Source organism: Clostridium acidisoli DSM 12555 (assembly GCF_900176305.1).
Lineage (GTDB): Bacteria > Bacillota > Clostridia > Clostridiales > Clostridiaceae > Clostridium_I > Clostridium_I acidisoli.
Window position 1 is genome coordinate 57,809 of the sequence record NZ_FWXH01000003.1, and the last position, 17,794, is coordinate 75,602.

Sequence of the window (17,794 nt, forward strand, 5' to 3'; positions counted from 1 at the left end):
TCCCATTTTTTTTGATTCTAAAAAAATATATATCCAATAAGAATGTATATTATTATTTAATATGCTAACAATAAATAATAATATATATATTGGAGGGGCAAACATGGGAAAAACACCACTTAAAAAAGTTATAAAAGCCAAGCTAAAGTCAAATAAAGAATTAAGTCCGTTAGAAAAGGTAAGAGAAAAAATAAAATATGAAATAGCAGATGAATTAGGTCTTAGTGAAAAGATTGATGCATTAGGTTGGGCTTCACTAACAGCTGAGGAAACAGGAAGAATTGGTGGAATAATGACAAGAAGAAAAAAAGAGCTTAATATACCTAAAAATTCAGAAATTCAACAAAAAACAGATGATAATATTAAATGAAGGTTGACTTAAGTGTTAAAAATAGATAATATTTTAATTGTAATTTTCAATAGAGATTATTAGAAAGGGAACTAAATATAACTGCTAAAGTTATTTGTGGTTTAGAAGTTTTATTTAAGGGGATAGTATGGAGTGTTACAAAGATTTTGCTCATATTTATGATGAACTTATACAGGGAGACTTTGATTACAAAGCTTGGTCGAAGGTTATCGTAGATATATGTAAAAATAATAATGTAAATTTCAATTATTATTTAGACTTAGCTTGTGGTACGGGAAACCTTACGAAAGAAATCGCCAAATCATTTAAGCATGTATGGGGAGTAGATATATCCGATGATATGCTTATGGAAGCTGATAAAAAACTTAGGGCAGAAAACATTAAGGGAACTTTGATAAACCAAGATATTTGCTGCCTAGATTTAAATAGAAAGTTTGATCTTATAACTTGCTGCTTAGATTCTACAAATTATATATTGGAAGAACAGAAAGTAGAGGAGTATTTAAGGTCTGTAAAAAAGCATTTAAATGAAAATGGTATATTCATATTTGACATAAATTCTTATTATAAGTTAAGTCAGATTATGGGCAATAACATATTTACTTATGATGATGGTGACGTTGTTTATATATGGGAAAACACTTTTGAAGATGAAATTGTGGACATGTATCTAACTTTTTTTGTTAAAGATGATGAAAAATACATTAGATTTGACGAAGAACACTTAGAAAGAGCATATAAAGAGTTAAAAATAGAAGAATTACTTTCTAAATGTGGATTTACAATATTAAACAAGTTAAGCAATTACGATATTAATGAAAAATTAAATGAAAAGTCTGAAAGAATAGTTTATATTGTCAAGTGATATGGGAGGGTTAATAAATGAAAGATAAATTAGTTATAGCAACAGCTAAAGATAGTGAAGTAAGAATAATTGCAGCTATTACAACTGAACTAGTAAATGATGGAGTAAAAAGGCATGAGTGTGCTCCAACTGCTTCAGCAGCTCTAGGAAGAATGCTTACAGCAGGAACACTTATGGGAGCTATGCTTAAAAGTGAAAAGGATTCACTTACACTAAAAATAGATGGAGGTGGAATAGCAAAGGGAGTAGTAGTAACAGCACATAGTGACGCAAGTGTAAAAGGTTATATTGGAAATCCAGTTGCAGATTTGCCATTAAATAGCGTAGGCAAATTAGATGTATCAGGCATAATAGGTAAAGAAGGTTCAGTTACAGTAATAAGAGACATGGGGCTTAAAGAGCCATATGTAGGTCAAGTTCCAATATATACAGGTGAGATTGGAGACGATTTAGCGTATTATTTTACAGCTTCAGAGCAAGTACCATCTGCAGTTGGGGTTGGAGTACTTGTTGATAAAGATTTAAGTATTAAAGCGTCAGGTGGATTTATAATTCAAATGCTTCCAGGGCATAATGAATTAACTGCAGATCTTATAACGTATAGATTAGAAGAAATACCTCAGATAACTAAGCTTATAAGTGATGGTATGAGTATAGAGGAGATTTTGAATTACATATTTGAAGATATGGATCTTAAGATAATAGGAGAAATGACACCTGAATATAAATGTGATTGTTCAAGGGAAAGAGTTGAAAAAGCTTTAATAAGCATAGGTAAAAAGGATTTAACTGAAATATATAATGAAGGCAAAAATGAAGAATTGAAATGTAATTTTTGTAATAAATCATATGAATTTACTCATGAAGACATTGGAAAATTATTAGAAAATAGTGTAAAGTAAAAAATAAATCAAGCATAATATGAATAAAAAATATTGACAAATGATCATTTGTATAATAAAATAGTATGTGTTCAAAGTGGTATTGGGCGCTTAGCTCAGCTGGGAGAGCATCTGCCTTACAAGCAGAGGGTCACAGGTTCGAGCCCTGTAGTGCCCACCAATATTGGCCTGGTGGCTCAGATGGTTAGAGTGCCGGCCTGTCACGCCGGAGGTCGAGGGTTCGATCCCCTTCCAGGTCGCCAATATTCTTTGATACATATGTGGCCAGTTAGCTCAGTCGGTAGAGCAGAGGACTGAAAATCCTCGTGTCCCTGGTTCGATTCCTGGATTGGCCACCATTTATGTTGCGGGAGTGGCTCAGTGGTAGAGCGTCACCTTGCCAAGGTGAACGTCGCGAGTTCGAATCTCGTCTTCCGCTCCAAACATATGGCGCTATAGCCAAGTGGTAAGGCAGAGGTCTGCAAAACCTTTACCCCCAGTTCAAATCTGGGTGGCGCCTCCAAAACAAAACCCTTGGAAATCGCACTTTCCAAGGGTTTTATATTTTTATTACTAGATGATGATTTTCTTACGGACTGTCCTAAGGAAATCATTTTGCTTTTTTGATGGCTTTACCAAAAATTTCGGCAGCTTCTTTTTGCATATGAGGTTTGACGTGAATATAAATATCATCTGTTATGGAAGTTCTACTATGTCCAAGTCTCTTTGAGAGGGTGTGAAATTTTCTCTGTAAATTGACTTTCTATGATAATAATTTGAAGGTAGGATAGGCACAAAAATGACTTCCTGCCTTGTCTTTAAGTCTTTTGCAAAAACTTTCTTGTCTTTATCAGGTACATATTTTAAAGTATTACGTACATGATGAACAATACATCTCTGGTACTCTGTATGGGGAAATGCAACTGATATGGATTCTTTAATGCCGGTAAGGCCGTCAGCACAAAGAATCAGTATATCCTTTACTCCTCGATTTTTTAGTTCGTTTAGAACACTGAGCCGGTATTTACTACTTTCATTTTCTCCAATTTGAATGGATAATACTTCTTTTCTTCCTGCGTCATTGATACCCAAAATAACATATGCAGCAAGTTTTCGGATGATATTATTATCCCTGACGGAAAAATGTACAGCATCTATAAAAACGATTGGATATACAGCTGCTAACGGACGTTGCTGCCATTCTTCAATTTGTGGCAATAATCGGTCGGTAATGTCAGAAATGATTCCTTCACTTACCTCAAAGCCATAAATATCTTCAATGGTTTCTGATATCTGCCTAGTTGTCATGCCTTTGGCATACATGGAAATAATCTTATCATCAATTGCTAAAATATCTTTCTGACGTTTTTTTACTATCTGAGGTTCAAAAGTACTCTGACGATCCTGAGGAACATCTATGTCCATTTCACCATACTTACTACGAATTTTCTTGGATTTTCTTCCATTTCTATAGTTTGGTTCATTAGAACGGTCATATTTTTCATAGCCCCAATGATCATCCATTTCTGCTTCCATCATTTCTTGTATAGTACAGCCAAGCAGATCCTTTAAAGCATCCTGAATATCTTCTGCTGACTGAATATTGTATTCATCCATAAGAATTGCAATAATATTTTTCTTTCCTTCAGTCATTGGTTTTACTTTGTAAACTTCTTTTTTTCTTACCATAATAAATAGCCTCCTATGATTTTTATTTTATCATAGAAAACCTTAATGATAATTCTAATTTACAGACTTTTTTTCACAGGCTCAGTTAGGTACTTTATTATATTCCTAACCGCTTATTGTGGAGTATTAAATACCAGCCATTTTTCTACATTCATTAGCACATGTACGGCATTCTTGTGCACATTTTTGGCAATGTTCATCTTTAAACATTGAACATTCTTGTGCACATTTATCACAAGTAGTAGCACAAAGTTGACAATGGTCTTTTATAAATTGGCCATTCATTGACATAAGTGATGACGACATTTGACACATTTGTGCACATTCAACAAGAATGCTTATACAGTTCTTTCTTGCATTAACATCAGATTCATTTAGACATGCTTTAAAACATTCATAACATGCTTGTGAACACCTATTACATTCATCAATACATGTTTGAAATTTATTTGTTGTCATAGTTGCTACACTCATTTTAAAAACTCCTTTATCTAATTTTTCATATGAAGTATATTATGTGTAAAATTAAATATTTTTATACTAAAATTAAATGACAAATCTAAATTTTAAGACACTATTTTAAATAGTAATATTCTCATATTGTGACACAATCGAAATATAATATATGCTAAAGAAGGAAATTTTGTATCATATATAGAATATGTTTCATGAGGTGAAACTTTATGAAAATTAGTAGGAACTGTAAAAGTTGTGGAAGTATCAAAATTAAATATATGGGTAAGTCTTATTGTATATTTAAAAAGAATAAACTTGAAACAATTATAATGGAAGATGAATCAAATATATGAATGAATTTAATAAAGATTGTACGTTCGACCATGATGATGTATTGAATAGGAGAAATTTTGCAAATAATCTCACTCAAATAATAAAAGAAGGAAATAAATATACATTTAACAATTCTTTAGTAATAGCACTTGATTCACCATGGTGTACAGGAAAGACTACATTTATAAATAAATGGATTTCAGCTATAAGAGAAGATAAAATAGGAAATGAAAAAATGGAAATAATTCATTATAATGCATGGGATAATGATGATTGGAATGAACCATTAGTTAGCCTTCTAAATGAGTTAGAAACTCACCTTAAATATATCGCTAAAAAAGAAGAAATAATATCTGATTTAAAAAAGACATCTATTCGATTGCTTAAATACATGGGGAAGAATGTGACACAAAATTTGATCAAAAAAAAAATTAGGAATAGATACGGACGACATTATTGAAATCATACAAGACGTGTCAAAAGGAATTGTAGATATTAATAACAAAGACGAATTAGAAAAATACATAAAAATAAATAAGAACAATGGTATATATAATGAATTTAAGGAATACAAGAAATTAAAAGACAACTTTAAAGAAATAATAAGCAAGATTAGTAAAAAAATAAAGTTATATTTTTTGTAGATGAACTAGATAGATGTAGACCTACTTTTGCTATAGAAACGTTGGAGATAATTAAGCATCTTTTTAATTTAGAGAACATAACATTTGTACTAGCTATTGATATGGAACACTTAAGTCATTCAATAGCAACTATATATGGGCAAAATATGGATTCGACAGGATATTTAAGAAGATTTTTTGATTTGAATTTCAAAATGCCACTTCCTTCAACAGATGAATATATTAATTATTTAATTACGGACAAATTAACTATTAGTTAAGGATTAAAAAATCAAATAATTGAGTTGTTTGATAAGTTGAAATTAACGCTTAGAGATATGAATTCTATTTTTTTAAATATACTGCTCTTGTTTAACACCTCATTAAAATTTTGTGAAGACGACAGATTAAAAGAAGTGTATGTTTTTCTTCTTGTTATGAAATATAAGTATATTGAAAATTACAAAATTATATTATATGAAAAATTCAAACATGAAACAAACACGAGTAATGATGGAATTACAACAATTGAAGATAAAATATGGTTAATAACGGATAATATAAAAGAATTTATGGATATGGTTTGCAGCAGGAACAATCTTAAAATTTGTGAAGTTTTAAATTCAGCTATAAATGGAAGTACTGGAGTTACATTTGAAAATTGTAACGAGGACTTTATCATAGATAGTGTTAGGGATAATAACTTTAACTTATTTATAGATATAAATGATTTAGAGGGCATAAAGGAAAATAAAGAGTTGCTTAACCAAAAAGTAAGTAATTATATAGAAAGAAAGTTAGAATTGTTTAGTTATGAATATGCGGAATAATTTAAATTTAAAGCCTAATATAGACAGCTATTGGATATAAATATGAAAAAACTAAGGATTATCATAAAGCTTCCGATATTCTTCCTACCATCTACAAAACAAATAAAAATATGATAAATTAAAATGTAAAAATGTACTTAAGCCCAGTAAATTCAATATGTTAAAGATATGTTAGGATAAATATAGATAAGGAAAAATACGTGTATTCTCAAATACAGAACTCGGCTTACAGGCGTGCTCGCGCCATGGAAAACACTAGGTTTATAACTTAGCGTTTTTTATTTTTAAAAAGTATATCTATAGTGGATTTAAATTTTTAAAAATAATTAATAAAACTGAAAACAAATAATTAAAAGGGGTAGCTTAATAGCTACTCCTTTAACTCTATTTTAATATAAAAAGAACGCACCTTTCGGCACGCCCGTCACAGGAAAATTATCTCTTGGAAAACTACATTTATAATTATTTACAAAAATCAATAAATATATTCATATATTGCCATTTTGTAAACAATTTGTTACAATATAATAGAAAATTCTAATTTTAGGGGTGGTTTAAAGTGGCAAAAATGACAAATTGCAAAGCGTGTGGTAAAGAAATTGCAAAGGGAGCAAAGTTATGTCCGAGCTGTGGAAAAGATCAAAGGAGTTTCTTCGGGAAACACAAAATTATAACAGGTATAGCAGTGATTATTGTTTTAATAATAATAGTATCTGCTGTTAATGGTGGAAATAAAACTAGTACTACTGCAACAAGTTCAACTAAAGCAGCATCATCTTCTAATACAACTAAAGCTGATAATAGCACTACACAGGCAGTAAAACAAAGACAAGTGACAGGGAAAGCTACAGATTTAGGAGCTGGAACATTTACTGGCGGTAAAGATATTCCAGTTGGATTATATGATGCAACATCATTAGACGGAAGTGGAAACTTCACTGTTAATGCTAGTAGTGTAGATTTAAAGGTTAATGAAATTTTAGGAGTTCAAGATGGACAGGGAGTTGCAAAAGTAAGAGTTAAAATAGAAAATGGAGATCAAATACAACTTCAAGGTATAAATAAAACTCATTTTGAACCAGTTACAGCACCTTTCGCAACATCTTCACAAACAGTAAATATTTATAGTGGAAGCTGGACAGTTGGCGAGGATATAGTTAAAGGTAGATATAATGCTTCAACTGCTAATGGTGGTGGTAATTTTGTTGTATATGATTCAAATGGTTTGCCTAAAACAAATGAAATTTTAGGTGATGGTGGCGTAAAACAGGTTACTGTAGATCTAAATGATGGAGACATAGTTACAGTGGCAAGTTTAAACCAAGTAACTCTTACACCAACAAAATAAATAGAAAAAATGAGTAGCTTAAAAGTTACTCATTTTTTCTATAGTGTCTGTCCTTTTAACTGTCCCAAATAAGTAAAAACTAATGGTTTATAGTGTAATTCTAAAATAAATATTTTAAATAATGATGCAATAATGGGGGATATAAAGACAATAGTATTATAAAATAGTTTGTAATTTAGGGTTGTAAAGACCTGCAAAACCTTTACCCCTAGTTCAAATCTGGGTGGCGCCTCCAAAATAGAACTCATTTTTGGGTTCTATTTTTTTATGGGAAAATATAATTCAGGAGTATCATTGGTAATAGGTTTAAATACGTAGCCATGGTCTTTGTAATATTTTATAATGTTAGGGAGAGCAACACATGTATTTTTATGCATATAATCACAATGTAAAAGTAGTATAACAGTAGATAAATTTTCTTTGTTATTAGTGGCAGCTTTAAGTATTTTATATGGTGAAAGTTTAGGGTTTATTCCATCTAGAGTTTCCATATTCCAATCATATATCTTAAGATTTTTATCATGCAGGGTTTGCAGTAGGTTAATACTTAAATGTTTTCTACTACCGCCTGGAAATCTAAGAATTGTTGGAGTAGTATTAGTAACTTTTTTTATTTCATTTTGACATTTCTTCATTTCCATAATAAAATTGGCATTATTTGAGTAAATTTTATTAAATTTATGAGTGTATGTGTGAAGTCCTATACTGTGACCATCATTGTTGATTCTAGTTACTACATCTTCTAAGCCTTTTATCTGGTTCCCTATAAGGAAAAATGTAGCTTTAACATCGTTTTCTTTTAATATATCAAGAACTTTATTAGTGATTGGATCACTTGGTCCGTCATCAAAGGTTAGATATATAATCTTTTCTTCGCTATTTAAATTCAATGCTGAAATATTTTTTGGAAATAGGGACATTTCAAGCATTAGGCAGAAAATAAGAATAAAAATAATTAATCTCTTTGTCATTATAAGTGTCCTCCAATCTTTTCGTCTATAATACTAATCTACGAAGTTATTTTTATCACATTGCAAACATTTATACTGGAGTAATTATGGTAAAAATTTAAGTGAAATAAAAAACAACTACTCAATAGAATAGTTGCTTTGATATACATTAAATTTTATTAATCTTTTTATATTTCTCATTAAGTAAATTTTTTAATGTTTCGGGTTTATCTGTTATTACACCATCAACATTAAGATTAATTGCATCTTTTATATTAGATGAACTATCTACTGTCCAAACAAATACTCTTTTGTGTGATTGGTGTATGGTTTTAATTAGATTTGGATTTAGTATATTTTGTTTTATACTAAAAAAATCTACATTCATTAAATCCAAGTTCTTTATTGGATTAGTTACAATGTAGCCTGTTGTTATATTACGATCTAACCTTTTTACATTTAACAATATGCCATAACTCAATGAATGAACCATTGAGGTTTTGACTATGTCATTTTTTTCCATAATGGCAACGACTTTTTTAGTTAAATCATTTGTATTTCCATAAGGTTTTATTTCTATTATAAGATTTAGTTTACCCTTTGAGGAAGTAACTACTTGGTTTAGAGTTGGTATTTTTTCGTACCCTAAACTCTGAAAAACATGAGAGTGTATATTTAATTTTTTTATTTGATTATAGTCTAAATCGCTAACTTTTCTGTTTAATCCAGTTAATCTTTTTAGATTATAATCGTGCATTAGTATAACAGTACCATCTTTTGTTTCCTGAACATCAATCTCTGCATAATCTACTTTATAATTTATACAACTTCTTATACCACTTAATGAATTTTCAGGTTCATTATAGTAAGTTGCTCTATGTGCAATGATTTTTATACCACTTAAGTTATAAAGCTTATTTAAATAAATCACATTTTTTTTCTCTGATACATTTTTGGGGGCAGAGTTTGCTTTATTGGAAAATGAAAAAACTAAAGACAATATTAAAATAATGATTGATATAGATATAAACTTAAACTTAGCATTAGATATATACATGTGTTTCACCTCCAAGTATTAAAATAATACCTAAATAAATAATACATTCAAATAAATAGTATGGCAACAACTATTTGTTTTATAAGAATATACTTTACATTTATTAAAATAGTATTAAAATATATTTGTATAATAAAATATGGCAGAGTAGATAATTGTGCGTTAGATTTAATTATTATATCTTAAGTGCTAGTTTTGGACGGGAAGTTGCCACTAGACGAAAACTTTAATAAATATAAAATTAGTAAATTTTATATTTTAGTTACGATACAATTATTGCATTCCGCTGCCACGTCGAGGGGCTCTCCTCTTTATGTGGATAAATTATTTTTGTTTATATAAAGAGAGGAGGGATTTTAGATGAACAGGACAAAACGTTATATTTATATAGCATTATTAGTTGCGCTTAATATAATACTTGGAAGATTTATATCAATAAAAACTACTTTCATAGAAGTTGGGTTTGGATTTATAACAGTAGTTCTTGCTGGAGTTATGTTTGGACCAATGGCAGCTGGTATAGTGGGAGCAATCTCTGATATAATTGGTACACTTGTATTTCCACAAGGTGCATATTTCTTTGGATTTACAATAAGTGCATTTATAACTGGACTAATTTATGGTTTTGCGCTTTATAAGAAACAATTAAATGTAAAAAGAATACTTGTAACAGTTATATTAATCAACTTTATTGTTAATATGGGAATGGATACATTTTGGTTATCTGTTTTATATGGTAAAGCATTTATGACTATAATTGGTATAAGAGTTTTGAAGGATTTAATAATGATACCAATTCAAACATTTTTAATTTATGTATGTATCGACAGAGTTGGAAGTTTTGTTAGAATGAGATTGTTAAATAGTTAACAAAGTCATGATATAAAGAAAGTGCGAAGTATTGGTGAAGAGTTTTAACGATTGCTGCGCACGTTAAAAGTCGAAGGGTCGCCAAATGGCGAGGTGATGGGTTTTATCCTTGCTATGCTCGGATAAAAGGTGAAGTGTTTATGGATAAATCCATAAAGGCTAAGGAAATTTTTCCTTCTACGTCAGAAAAATAATTAATTTGTATGTCTTAATATTTAGAGACAACTCTACTATGTATTTTAACAGTAGGTTTTTCCCACGGAAAACCCATCACCTTTGACCAGCAAAGCGCCTGTCAAACCCTTCACCTCGCTTTAGCGACCCTTCGCCCATGCTTTGCAATTTCTCACTATTATGACCTAATGATTTTTAAATCTGTTTTATATACAAAAAAGTGAACCTCTATCTATTAAATGATCATCACTTAAAAAAATTGGTTTTACATCATGTTTTATTAAAAATGATAAAACTTCTTTTCCGTATTTATATTTTTTCAAGCTTCCAAAGAAAGCAATAGTGGCACTATCAAGTAGGCCACAGGTACCACCTATAAAACCATAATCTAATCCAGGAAGTTCAATGTGTTTTGGTGGAATTAAAAGTACATCTATGTTAACAGATTTTAAACGCTCATAGATTTTTATATCACTTGTTATAGCAGCGGTGTCACTTATTATAGCGGTTGAACATTTACTATAACCTTGTTTAACATCTAAAAATTTTTTCTGTTCTAAAAAAGTCAACAATTTTGGATCTGTATATTTTAAATTATGCAAAAAGTTATTTCCAATTTGCACACCATTTAATAATATATCATAAGGATATTTTGATTTTATGCTGTTTTCACTTAAAAATACATTGTATCCAAGTGACTTTAGAGTGTAAATAAAGAAAGAATCCATATCTTTATGAACTAGAATGTTTACTTTATCTAAAATGTGAATAAGCATATCAGGATGTCCACAAACCGAGTAGTATAGGAGGTTATTTTTAGGTACTAATAATGGTTCATATCCATTTTTTAGTAAAGTCTCTTTTTCTAAATTACTTGTTCTATAATCTAATAATATTTTTTTCAATATAAACACCCCTTTAACTAGTATATAGTATAGTCGTTTTTTATAATTTGTCGATATTTATTTTAAATATAGTGAATATACAGATTTATTAGACACATACTAATTTTATGCTAATTTCATGGAAGGAGTGATTAAGATGCTTCTTAAAGGCATTGTTTATAACGATAGTAATGAGGAAATAATATCTGGTATAGATGATATTAAAAATAATCTAGCAATAAAAGGTGTGAATTTAGGGATTTCTGAAGAAATGGAAGCAGAAACTCATTTTATAAAGATATTTTGTAGTGATGAGGAATCTAATAAAAGAACAATAGGAAATTTTAATTTATATTTTAGTATGCTTATTTATAAGATGCTAGCAAGAGAGTTTTACGATAAAAAACTTGATGAGTTTATTAGTGAAACATATTTTTTCCTTATGGATAGTGAAATAGATGAAGTAAAACGATTATGCATGGATGAATTTTTTTGTGAAGGAAAAATAAAAGATGAAACGGAAGTTTATTGTATAAATAGAAAAAACTCTATAATAAATAAAATAAAAAAATTTATTAGTGAGACAGAAGAAGTAAATATTGAAGGATATATAACATTTAGAATTAAGGAAGCAGAAGAAGATTTTCAAAGTATTGTGGATAAAATTATAGAAAAATATATGGTTGAAAAAGAGTATGATGAATTCATAAAATTATTAAAATATTTTGTAGATATACAGGAATGCAAAATTGATGAAGTCAATATATATGCAGATAAAGATGGTAATTACAAAATATTTGATTCAAATGGAAATAGCATATTAAACAAAATGAGCGAAGAAGTTAATATTTCTGGATATAAGGCTCCTGTAAATAAGGAGGATTTAATTATTAGTGGACTTATAACGCTGGCACCTAAGAGAATAGTAATACATTGTGCAGAGTATTTCTTTAATAAAGAACTTTTAGAGACAATAAAAAAAGTATTTGAACAAAAGATTTATTTCTGTGATGAATGTAAAACATGTAATATTTTAAAGAAAAACTTTATTAGAAACTAATTTTTGTATTGACATGTATAAAATCCTAGAATACAATTAAATAAAAGAATATTACAAATACTGTGAAGAGGAAGAGTAAGGAGACACTGTTCTAAGAGAGAAAAATCATTTGCTGAGAGATTTTTTGAATAAGATTTGCTGAAAACCACCTCTGAGTTGAAGACTGAATATTAGTAGGTCTAATCCGCTATTAGGCGTTAATGATACTAAGTGAATATTATACTTTTGTGTGATATTAATTTGGGTGGAATCGCGAAGTTACTCGTCCCATTATTTGGGACGGGTTTTTTTATATTTTAAATTAGGAGGAAATTATTATGGTTAAAGTTACATTAAAAGACGGTAGTGTCTTAGAAGTACCAAAAGGTTCAAAAATTGGAGAAGTTGCTAAAACCATAAGCACTGGCTTATATAAAAAGAGTTTAGGTGCAAAAGTTAATGGCAAGAGAGCAGAGTTAATGCAGGAAATAAATGAGGATTGTAAACTTGAAATATTGACCTTTGAAGATGAAGATGGAAAATGGATATTAAGGCATACTGCATCACATATACTAGCACAGGCGGTAAAAAGACTTTATCCTGATGTTAAACTTGCAATTGGACCAGCAATAGATAATGGATTTTATTATGATTTTGATGCTGAGTTTTCAATAACAGCAGAAATGCTTGAAAAAATAGAAAAAGAAATGGCTAAAATTGTGAAAGAAAATTTGCCTTTAGAAAGGTTTGAACTTCCAAGGGACGAAGCCATTAAGTTTATGCAAGATAAAAATGAAGACTACAAGGTTGAACTTATTGAAGATTTGCCAGAAGATGAAGTTATATCTTTTTACAAACAAGGGGATTTCACTGACCTTTGTGCAGGACCTCATGTACCATCAACTGGAAAAGTAAAAGCAATTAAACTTCTTTCAGTTGCAGGAGCATATTGGAGAGGAAATGAGAAGAACAAGATGCTTCAGAGAATCTATGGAACAGCATATATTAAAAAAGCTGACTTAGATGCATATTTAAATATGCTTGAAGAAGCTAAAAAAAGAGATCATAGAAAAATAGGTAAAGAACTTGATCTTTTCAGCATACATGAAGAAGGACCAGGATTTCCGTTTTTCCATCCAAAGGGAATGGTTATTAGAAATATACTTGAAAATTACTGGAGAGAAGTGCATGCAAAAGCTGGATATGATGAAATAAAAACTCCAATAATATTAAACGAGGAACTTTGGCATCAATCAGGTCATTGGGATCATTATAAAGAAAATATGTATTTCACAAAAATTGATGAAAAAGATTATGCTATTAAACCAATGAATTGTCCAGGATCTATACTTGTTTATAAGAGTGGCATTCATTCTTATAGAGAACTTCCAATAAGACTTGCAGAACTTGGAATTGTTCATAGACATGAAAAATCAGGAGCACTTCAAGGTTTAATGAGAGTTAGATGTTTCACTCAAGATGATGGACACTTATTTTTAGCAAAAGACCAAATAGAAGAAGAAGTTCTTAAAGTAATAAAACTTATTGATTCATTTTATAAAGTATTTGGTTTTGAATATTTTGTTGAACTTTCCACTAGACCAGAAGATTCTATGGGAAGTGATGAGGATTGGGAAGCAGCTACTAATGGATTAATTGGTGCATTAAATGCAGTTGGACTTCCATATAAGATAAATGAAGGGGATGGAGCTTTTTATGGCCCTAAGATAGATTTCCATCTTAAAGATTGCATTGGAAGAACATGGCAGTGCGGAACAATTCAACTTGATTTCCAAATGCCAGAAAGATTTGATCTTAGTTTTATAGCAGCAGATGGTGAAAAGCATAGACCTGTTATGATTCATAGAGTTGTTTTTGGAAGTATAGAAAGATTTATGGGAATATTAACAGAACATTATGCAGGTGCCTTCCCAACTTGGCTTGCTCCAGTTCAAGTTAGAATTATGAATATATCAGAACATCAAGTTGAATATTTAAATAAAGTGGTTGATATATTAAAAGAAGAAGGTTTAAGAGTTGAGACAGATGTAAGAAATGAAAAAATCGGATACAAGATAAGAGAAGCTCAACTTCAGAAAATACCTTATATGCTTGTAATTGGTGACAATGAGGTTAAGGAAGATAAGATATCTGTAAGAAGTAGAAAAGATGGAGATCTTGGAAGCTTAAATGTAGATGATTTTGTTAGCAGAATAAAAATAGAGATAAAAGAAAAAATAAATAGTTTATAATACTATTGACAATGTGTAAAATAAGTAGTATTATAGTTACGTCAAGAAGAAACATGCCGTTTCTCACCTTTCAGCCTTTTGCTAGTTGGGTTAGATTTTAATTTTGTTTATTATTAAGAGCGGCATTTGTCGCTCTTTTATTGTGCAATTAAATAAAGTTAAGTGCAATAATTGAAAAACACTATATAATGATAAAAGCTAATAATGCTAAAAAGTTTTTAATAGATGGAGACAAAGTTAAAGTTACTTTGAGATTAAGAGGAAGAGAATCCTATTACTCAGTTAAAAGGTAAAATTATGTTAGATAATTTTGTGTCTAAATAGAAGAAGTCTGCATTATTGAAGAACATGCAAAGTTAGAAGGAAGAAATATGATAATGTTTTTAGCTCCTAAAAGAGCATAGTTGAGGGGAGGAAATTTATTATGCCAAAAATGAAGACAAAAAGAGCTGCAGCTAAAAGATTTAAATTAACAGGAACTGGAAAGTTAAAAAGAGCAAAAGCTTTTAGAAGTCACATACTAACAAAGAAAAGTACAAAAACTAAGAGAAACTTAAGAAAAACTGGTTATGTTTCTGTAACACAAGAAAAGACAATGAAAAAATTATTACCATACCTTTAATGGTGGTAAAGAGGAGGTTGTATAAATGGCAAGAGTAAAAAGAGCTGTTAACGCTCGTAAAAATCATAAAAAAGTATTAAAACTTGCAAAAGGCTACTACGGTGGAAAAAGTAAGTTATTTAAAACAGCTAACGAAAGTGTTGTAAGAGCTTTAAGAAATGCTTATGTTGGAAGAAGATTAAAAAAGAGAGATTTCAGAAAACTTTGGATAGCTAGAATAAATGCAGCTACAAGAATAAATGGACTTTCTTATTCAAGATTCATGAACGGAATGAAATTAGCAGGAATTGATATGAATAGAAAGATGCTTTCTGAAATAGCTATTAATGATCCAAAAGCTTTCGCAGAATTAGTAGAAGCGGCTAAGAAACAAATAAACGCTTAATACATAAAAAACAGCCTGAGGGCTGTTTTTTTATACATGCGAGGATTGATTAAAATGCCTGATGAAGTTATAAGAAGTAAAGATAATAAGACAATAAAAGAAATAAAAAAACTGCACGAAAAAAGGCATAGAAACATAAATAATAAATTCATTGTAGAAGGCCTTAGATTTGTTAAGGAAGCTTTGGAATCTGATTTTGAAGTTCAATATGTGATAATTAATGAGAATGTTCGTGAGAGATTTATTGATTTAAAAATAGACAAAAACATAAATGAAATAATAGTGTCAGAAAGTGTATTTAAAAATTTATGCAGCACTGAAGGACCGCAGGGAATTTTGGCCGTTGTTAATAATAAAGAAGTAAATGCAAATGTACAAAATGGATTTTATGTTTTGGCGGATAAAGTTCAAGATCCAGGTAATATGGGAACGATAATAAGAACTGCTAATGCTGCTGGGGCTAATGGTGTTATTTTAACAAAGGGAACGGTTGATATATATAATGAAAAAACATTAAGAGCAACTATGGGATCTATATTTAAAATACCGGTAATTATTGATGAAGACTTGAGGTTTTTAAATAAACTAAAAGAAAATTCATTTAAACTTGTAACTAGTTCATTAGACACAGATAAAAATTTTTATGATATAGACTTAAATACTAAGGTAATTATAGCAGTAGGTAATGAAGGAAATGGAGTAAGTGATGAAATCTATAGACTTTCTGATGAAAAAGTAAAAATCCCAATGCCGGGTAATGCTGAGTCATTAAATGTTGGAATAGCAGCAGGAATTATGATGTTTGAAGTTGTGAGGCAGAAAAACAGTTGAAATATTTATATTAAGTGTATATAATAATATATAAGTTTAATATTAAAACATTGAAGGAGAAAGTAGGCATATTAAAACCTTTAGGAAGAAAAGATCAGTGACTGAAAGTCTTTTTAGGTTAAAAATGTTGAAGTTCACTCCAGAGTTCTGTTAGTGAAATGAAGTAGCTTTCAGCGGTTAAAACCGTTATATTCTTAAGAGGACAATTGTCAATTAGGGTGGTACCGCGGATACTCCGTCCCTTGTGGGATGAGTGTCCTTTTTATTTTTTGCTGATAAAATTTAGGTTAAGGAGAAATTATTATGAAAGAAAAGTTAGAAGAAATCAAAAATGCTGCAGCTAAGCAGCTTAAAGAAGCTACAAGTAAAGAAGAACTTGAAAGTTTAAAGGTAAAATTTCTTGGGAAGAAAGGTGAACTTACTCAGATATTAAGAGGAATGGGAAGTCTTTCTAAGGAGGAAAGACCTGAAGTTGGTAAAATTGCAAATGAAGTAAGAGAAAAAATAGAAAATATAATTAATGAAGGCATAAATACAATAAAGCAAAAAGAAAAAGAGCAAAAGCTTAAAAATGAGATTATAGATATTTCTATGCCAGGAAGAAAACAGACTATTGGACACAGAAACCCTCTAGATATAACTTTAAAGAAAACAGAAGAAATATTCATTTCTATGGGATTTACAGTTGAAGATGGTCCTGAAGTAGAATATGACAACTATAATTTCGAAATGCTTAACATTCCTAAAAATCATCCAGCAAGAGGCGAACAAGATACTTTTTATATTGATGATAATATAGTTCTTAGAACCCAAACATCTCCGGTTCAAATAAGAACAATGCTTAATCAAAAACCTCCAATTAAGATGATTTCCCCTGGAAAGGTATATAGAGCTGATGCCGCAGATGCAACTCATTCACCAATATTTTACCAGGTAGAAGGTTTAGTTATAGACAAGGGAATTACTTTTGCAGATATGAAGGGAACTCTTGAAATGTACATTAAAAAGATGTTTGGTGATAATGTTAAGACTAAATTTAGACCACATCACTTCCCATTTACAGAACCATCAGCAGAACTTGATATATCATGTTTTGCATGTGGTGGAGAAGGATGTAAAGTGTGCAAAGGTGAAGGTTTTATAGAAATGTATGGATGCGGAATGGTTCATCCACAGGTTTTAAGAAATTGTGGAATAGATCCAGAAGTCTATAGTGGTTTTGCTTTTGGTGTTGGACTTGATAGAATAGTTATGCAGACGCTTGGAATAGATGATATAAGACAACTTTATGAAAGTGACATGAGATTTTTAAAGCAATTTTAATAATGAATATGG

At 30.0% G+C, this 17,794-nt stretch carries 20 protein-coding genes, 5 tRNA genes, 2 pseudogenes, 1 riboswitch and 3 other annotated features; of the genes and pseudogenes, 22 read left to right on the forward strand and 5 right to left on the reverse strand.

Translation table 11 applies throughout. The annotated features are described in order from the left end of the window. Positions 1 to 103: 103 nt before the first annotated feature. From B8978_RS05410 to B8978_RS05445, 8 genes are all read left to right on the forward strand, one after another. Positions 104 to 370, forward strand: a complete 267-nt coding sequence (locus B8978_RS05410) for an alpha/beta-type small acid-soluble spore protein (protein ID WP_084114540.1) — start codon at positions 104 to 106, stop codon at positions 368 to 370. Between the two features lie 127 nt (positions 371 to 497). Beyond that, positions 498 to 1,235: a class I SAM-dependent DNA methyltransferase gene (locus tag B8978_RS05415; protein WP_084114542.1), complete on the forward strand. Its 738-nt coding sequence runs from the start codon at positions 498 to 500 to the stop codon at positions 1,233 to 1,235. A 17-nt stretch (positions 1,236 to 1,252) separates the two neighbouring features. Continuing rightward, positions 1,253 to 2,137: an Hsp33 family molecular chaperone HslO gene (gene hslO / locus B8978_RS05420; RefSeq protein WP_084114544.1), complete on the forward strand. Its 885-nt coding sequence runs from the start codon at positions 1,253 to 1,255 to the stop codon at positions 2,135 to 2,137. Positions 2,138 to 2,221: 84 nt separating this feature from the next. Beyond that, positions 2,222 to 2,297, forward strand: a tRNA-Val gene (locus B8978_RS05425). A 5-nt stretch (positions 2,298 to 2,302) separates the two neighbouring features. After that, a tRNA-Asp gene (locus B8978_RS05430) sits at positions 2,303 to 2,379 on the forward strand. Between the two features lie 20 nt (positions 2,380 to 2,399). Next, positions 2,400 to 2,475: transfer RNA gene (locus B8978_RS05435), tRNA-Phe, on the forward strand. 8 nt (positions 2,476 to 2,483) lie between these two features. Beyond that, positions 2,484 to 2,558, forward strand: a tRNA-Gly gene (locus tag B8978_RS05440). A 7-nt stretch (positions 2,559 to 2,565) separates the two neighbouring features. Beyond that, positions 2,566 to 2,639, forward strand: a tRNA-Cys gene (locus B8978_RS05445). 293 nt (positions 2,640 to 2,932) lie between these two features. On the opposite strand, the pseudogene B8978_RS05450 reads toward B8978_RS05445, so the two are convergent. Continuing rightward, a pseudogene (locus B8978_RS05450) lies at positions 2,933 to 3,769 on the reverse strand (IS256 family transposase); the annotation flags it as partial. A gap of 162 nt (positions 3,770 to 3,931) precedes the next feature. Then, complete coding sequence (locus tag B8978_RS05455) at positions 3,932 to 4,279, reverse strand: four-helix bundle copper-binding protein (protein WP_084114545.1); 348 nt, start codon at positions 4,277 to 4,279, stop codon at positions 3,932 to 3,934. Positions 4,280 to 4,488: 209 nt separating this feature from the next. Here B8978_RS05455 and B8978_RS20370 point away from each other — a divergent pair, with 209 nt between their 5' ends. From B8978_RS20370 to B8978_RS05475, 6 genes are all read left to right on the forward strand, one after another. Then, a complete protein-coding gene (locus tag B8978_RS20370) occupies positions 4,489 to 4,614 on the forward strand; it encodes a hypothetical protein (RefSeq protein WP_278326780.1) in 126 nt (41 codons plus the stop codon). Next, complete coding sequence (locus tag B8978_RS05460; protein ID WP_084114546.1) at positions 4,611 to 5,054, forward strand: P-loop NTPase fold protein; 444 nt, start codon at positions 4,611 to 4,613, stop codon at positions 5,052 to 5,054. Before B8978_RS20370 ends, B8978_RS05460 begins: the two co-directional genes overlap by 4 nt. Before the next feature lie 13 nt (positions 5,055 to 5,067). Further along, complete coding sequence (locus tag B8978_RS19750; RefSeq protein WP_176212620.1) at positions 5,068 to 5,238, forward strand: hypothetical protein; 171 nt, start codon at positions 5,068 to 5,070, stop codon at positions 5,236 to 5,238. Positions 5,239 to 5,270: 32 nt separating this feature from the next. After that, complete coding sequence (locus tag B8978_RS05465) at positions 5,271 to 5,498, forward strand: P-loop NTPase fold protein (RefSeq protein WP_341435448.1); 228 nt, start codon at positions 5,271 to 5,273, stop codon at positions 5,496 to 5,498. Positions 5,499 to 5,654: 156 nt separating this feature from the next. Continuing rightward, complete coding sequence (locus tag B8978_RS05470; protein ID WP_139795987.1) at positions 5,655 to 6,047, forward strand: hypothetical protein; 393 nt, start codon at positions 5,655 to 5,657, stop codon at positions 6,045 to 6,047. Positions 6,048 to 6,606: 559 nt separating this feature from the next. Next, the gene (locus B8978_RS05475; protein ID WP_084114552.1) at positions 6,607 to 7,395 is read left to right on the forward strand and encodes a zinc ribbon domain-containing protein; all 789 of its coding nucleotides are present in this window, start codon (positions 6,607 to 6,609) and stop codon (positions 7,393 to 7,395) included. A 257-nt stretch (positions 7,396 to 7,652) separates the two neighbouring features. Here B8978_RS05475 and B8978_RS05480 read toward each other — a convergent pair whose 3' ends face one another. Together B8978_RS05480 and B8978_RS05485 are read right to left on the reverse strand one after the other, a co-directional pair. Then, positions 7,653 to 8,366 (reverse strand): polysaccharide deacetylase family protein, encoded by a 714-nt coding sequence (locus tag B8978_RS05480; RefSeq protein WP_084114554.1) that lies wholly within the window; start codon positions 8,364 to 8,366, stop codon positions 7,653 to 7,655. Between the two features lie 148 nt (positions 8,367 to 8,514). Further along, positions 8,515 to 9,402 carry a glycerophosphodiester phosphodiesterase family protein gene (locus tag B8978_RS05485; protein ID WP_084114555.1) on the reverse strand — a complete coding sequence of 296 codons (888 nt, stop codon included), beginning with the start codon at positions 9,400 to 9,402 and terminating at the stop codon, positions 8,515 to 8,517. A gap of 141 nt (positions 9,403 to 9,543) precedes the next feature. Continuing rightward, positions 9,544 to 9,693: riboswitch (THF riboswitch) on the forward strand. Between the two features lie 69 nt (positions 9,694 to 9,762). Here B8978_RS05485 and B8978_RS05490 point away from each other — a divergent pair. Further along, on the forward strand, positions 9,763 to 10,272 hold the full coding sequence (locus B8978_RS05490) for a folate family ECF transporter S component (RefSeq protein WP_084114557.1): 510 nt from the start codon (positions 9,763 to 9,765) through the stop codon (positions 10,270 to 10,272). A gap of 380 nt (positions 10,273 to 10,652) precedes the next feature. On the opposite strand, the gene B8978_RS05495 is transcribed toward B8978_RS05490, so the two are convergent. Continuing rightward, positions 10,653 to 11,351, reverse strand: a complete 699-nt coding sequence (locus B8978_RS05495; RefSeq protein WP_084114559.1) for a DUF6873 family GME fold protein — start codon at positions 11,349 to 11,351, stop codon at positions 10,653 to 10,655. A 118-nt stretch (positions 11,352 to 11,469) separates the two neighbouring features. Between B8978_RS05495 and ytxC the strand changes: the two genes are divergently transcribed. From ytxC to pheS, 7 genes and pseudogenes are all read left to right on the forward strand, one after another. Next, on the forward strand, positions 11,470 to 12,390 hold the full coding sequence (gene ytxC / locus B8978_RS05500) for a putative sporulation protein YtxC (RefSeq protein WP_084114561.1): 921 nt from the start codon (positions 11,470 to 11,472) through the stop codon (positions 12,388 to 12,390). 53 nt (positions 12,391 to 12,443) lie between these two features. Beyond that, positions 12,444 to 12,663, forward strand: a binding site (T-box leader). Between the two features lie 44 nt (positions 12,664 to 12,707). After that, a complete protein-coding gene (thrS, locus tag B8978_RS05505) occupies positions 12,708 to 14,621 on the forward strand; it encodes a threonine--tRNA ligase (protein ID WP_084114563.1) in 1,914 nt (637 codons plus the stop codon). A 37-nt stretch (positions 14,622 to 14,658) separates the two neighbouring features. Then, positions 14,659 to 14,768, forward strand: a sequence feature (ribosomal protein L20 leader region). 5 nt (positions 14,769 to 14,773) lie between these two features. Continuing rightward, positions 14,774 to 15,025, forward strand: a pseudogene (gene infC, locus B8978_RS20495) (translation initiation factor IF-3); the annotation flags it as partial. 20 nt (positions 15,026 to 15,045) lie between these two features. Beyond that, positions 15,046 to 15,243 (forward strand): 50S ribosomal protein L35, encoded by a 198-nt coding sequence (gene rpmI, locus B8978_RS05515; protein ID WP_084114565.1) that lies wholly within the window; start codon positions 15,046 to 15,048, stop codon positions 15,241 to 15,243. Between the two features lie 25 nt (positions 15,244 to 15,268). After that, entirely contained in the window at positions 15,269 to 15,628 is a 360-nt protein-coding gene (gene rplT, locus B8978_RS05520) for a 50S ribosomal protein L20 (protein WP_084114567.1), read from the forward strand. A 36-nt stretch (positions 15,629 to 15,664) separates the two neighbouring features. Then, the gene (locus B8978_RS05525) at positions 15,665 to 16,459 is read left to right on the forward strand and encodes a TrmH family RNA methyltransferase (protein ID WP_242950494.1); all 795 of its coding nucleotides are present in this window, start codon (positions 15,665 to 15,667) and stop codon (positions 16,457 to 16,459) included. A gap of 41 nt (positions 16,460 to 16,500) precedes the next feature. Continuing rightward, positions 16,501 to 16,705: a binding site (T-box leader), on the forward strand. Between the two features lie 57 nt (positions 16,706 to 16,762). Continuing rightward, positions 16,763 to 17,782 carry a phenylalanine--tRNA ligase subunit alpha gene (gene pheS, locus B8978_RS05530; RefSeq protein ID WP_084114571.1) on the forward strand — a complete coding sequence of 340 codons (1,020 nt, stop codon included), beginning with the start codon at positions 16,763 to 16,765 and terminating at the stop codon, positions 17,780 to 17,782. Positions 17,783 to 17,794 lie beyond the last annotated feature (12 nt).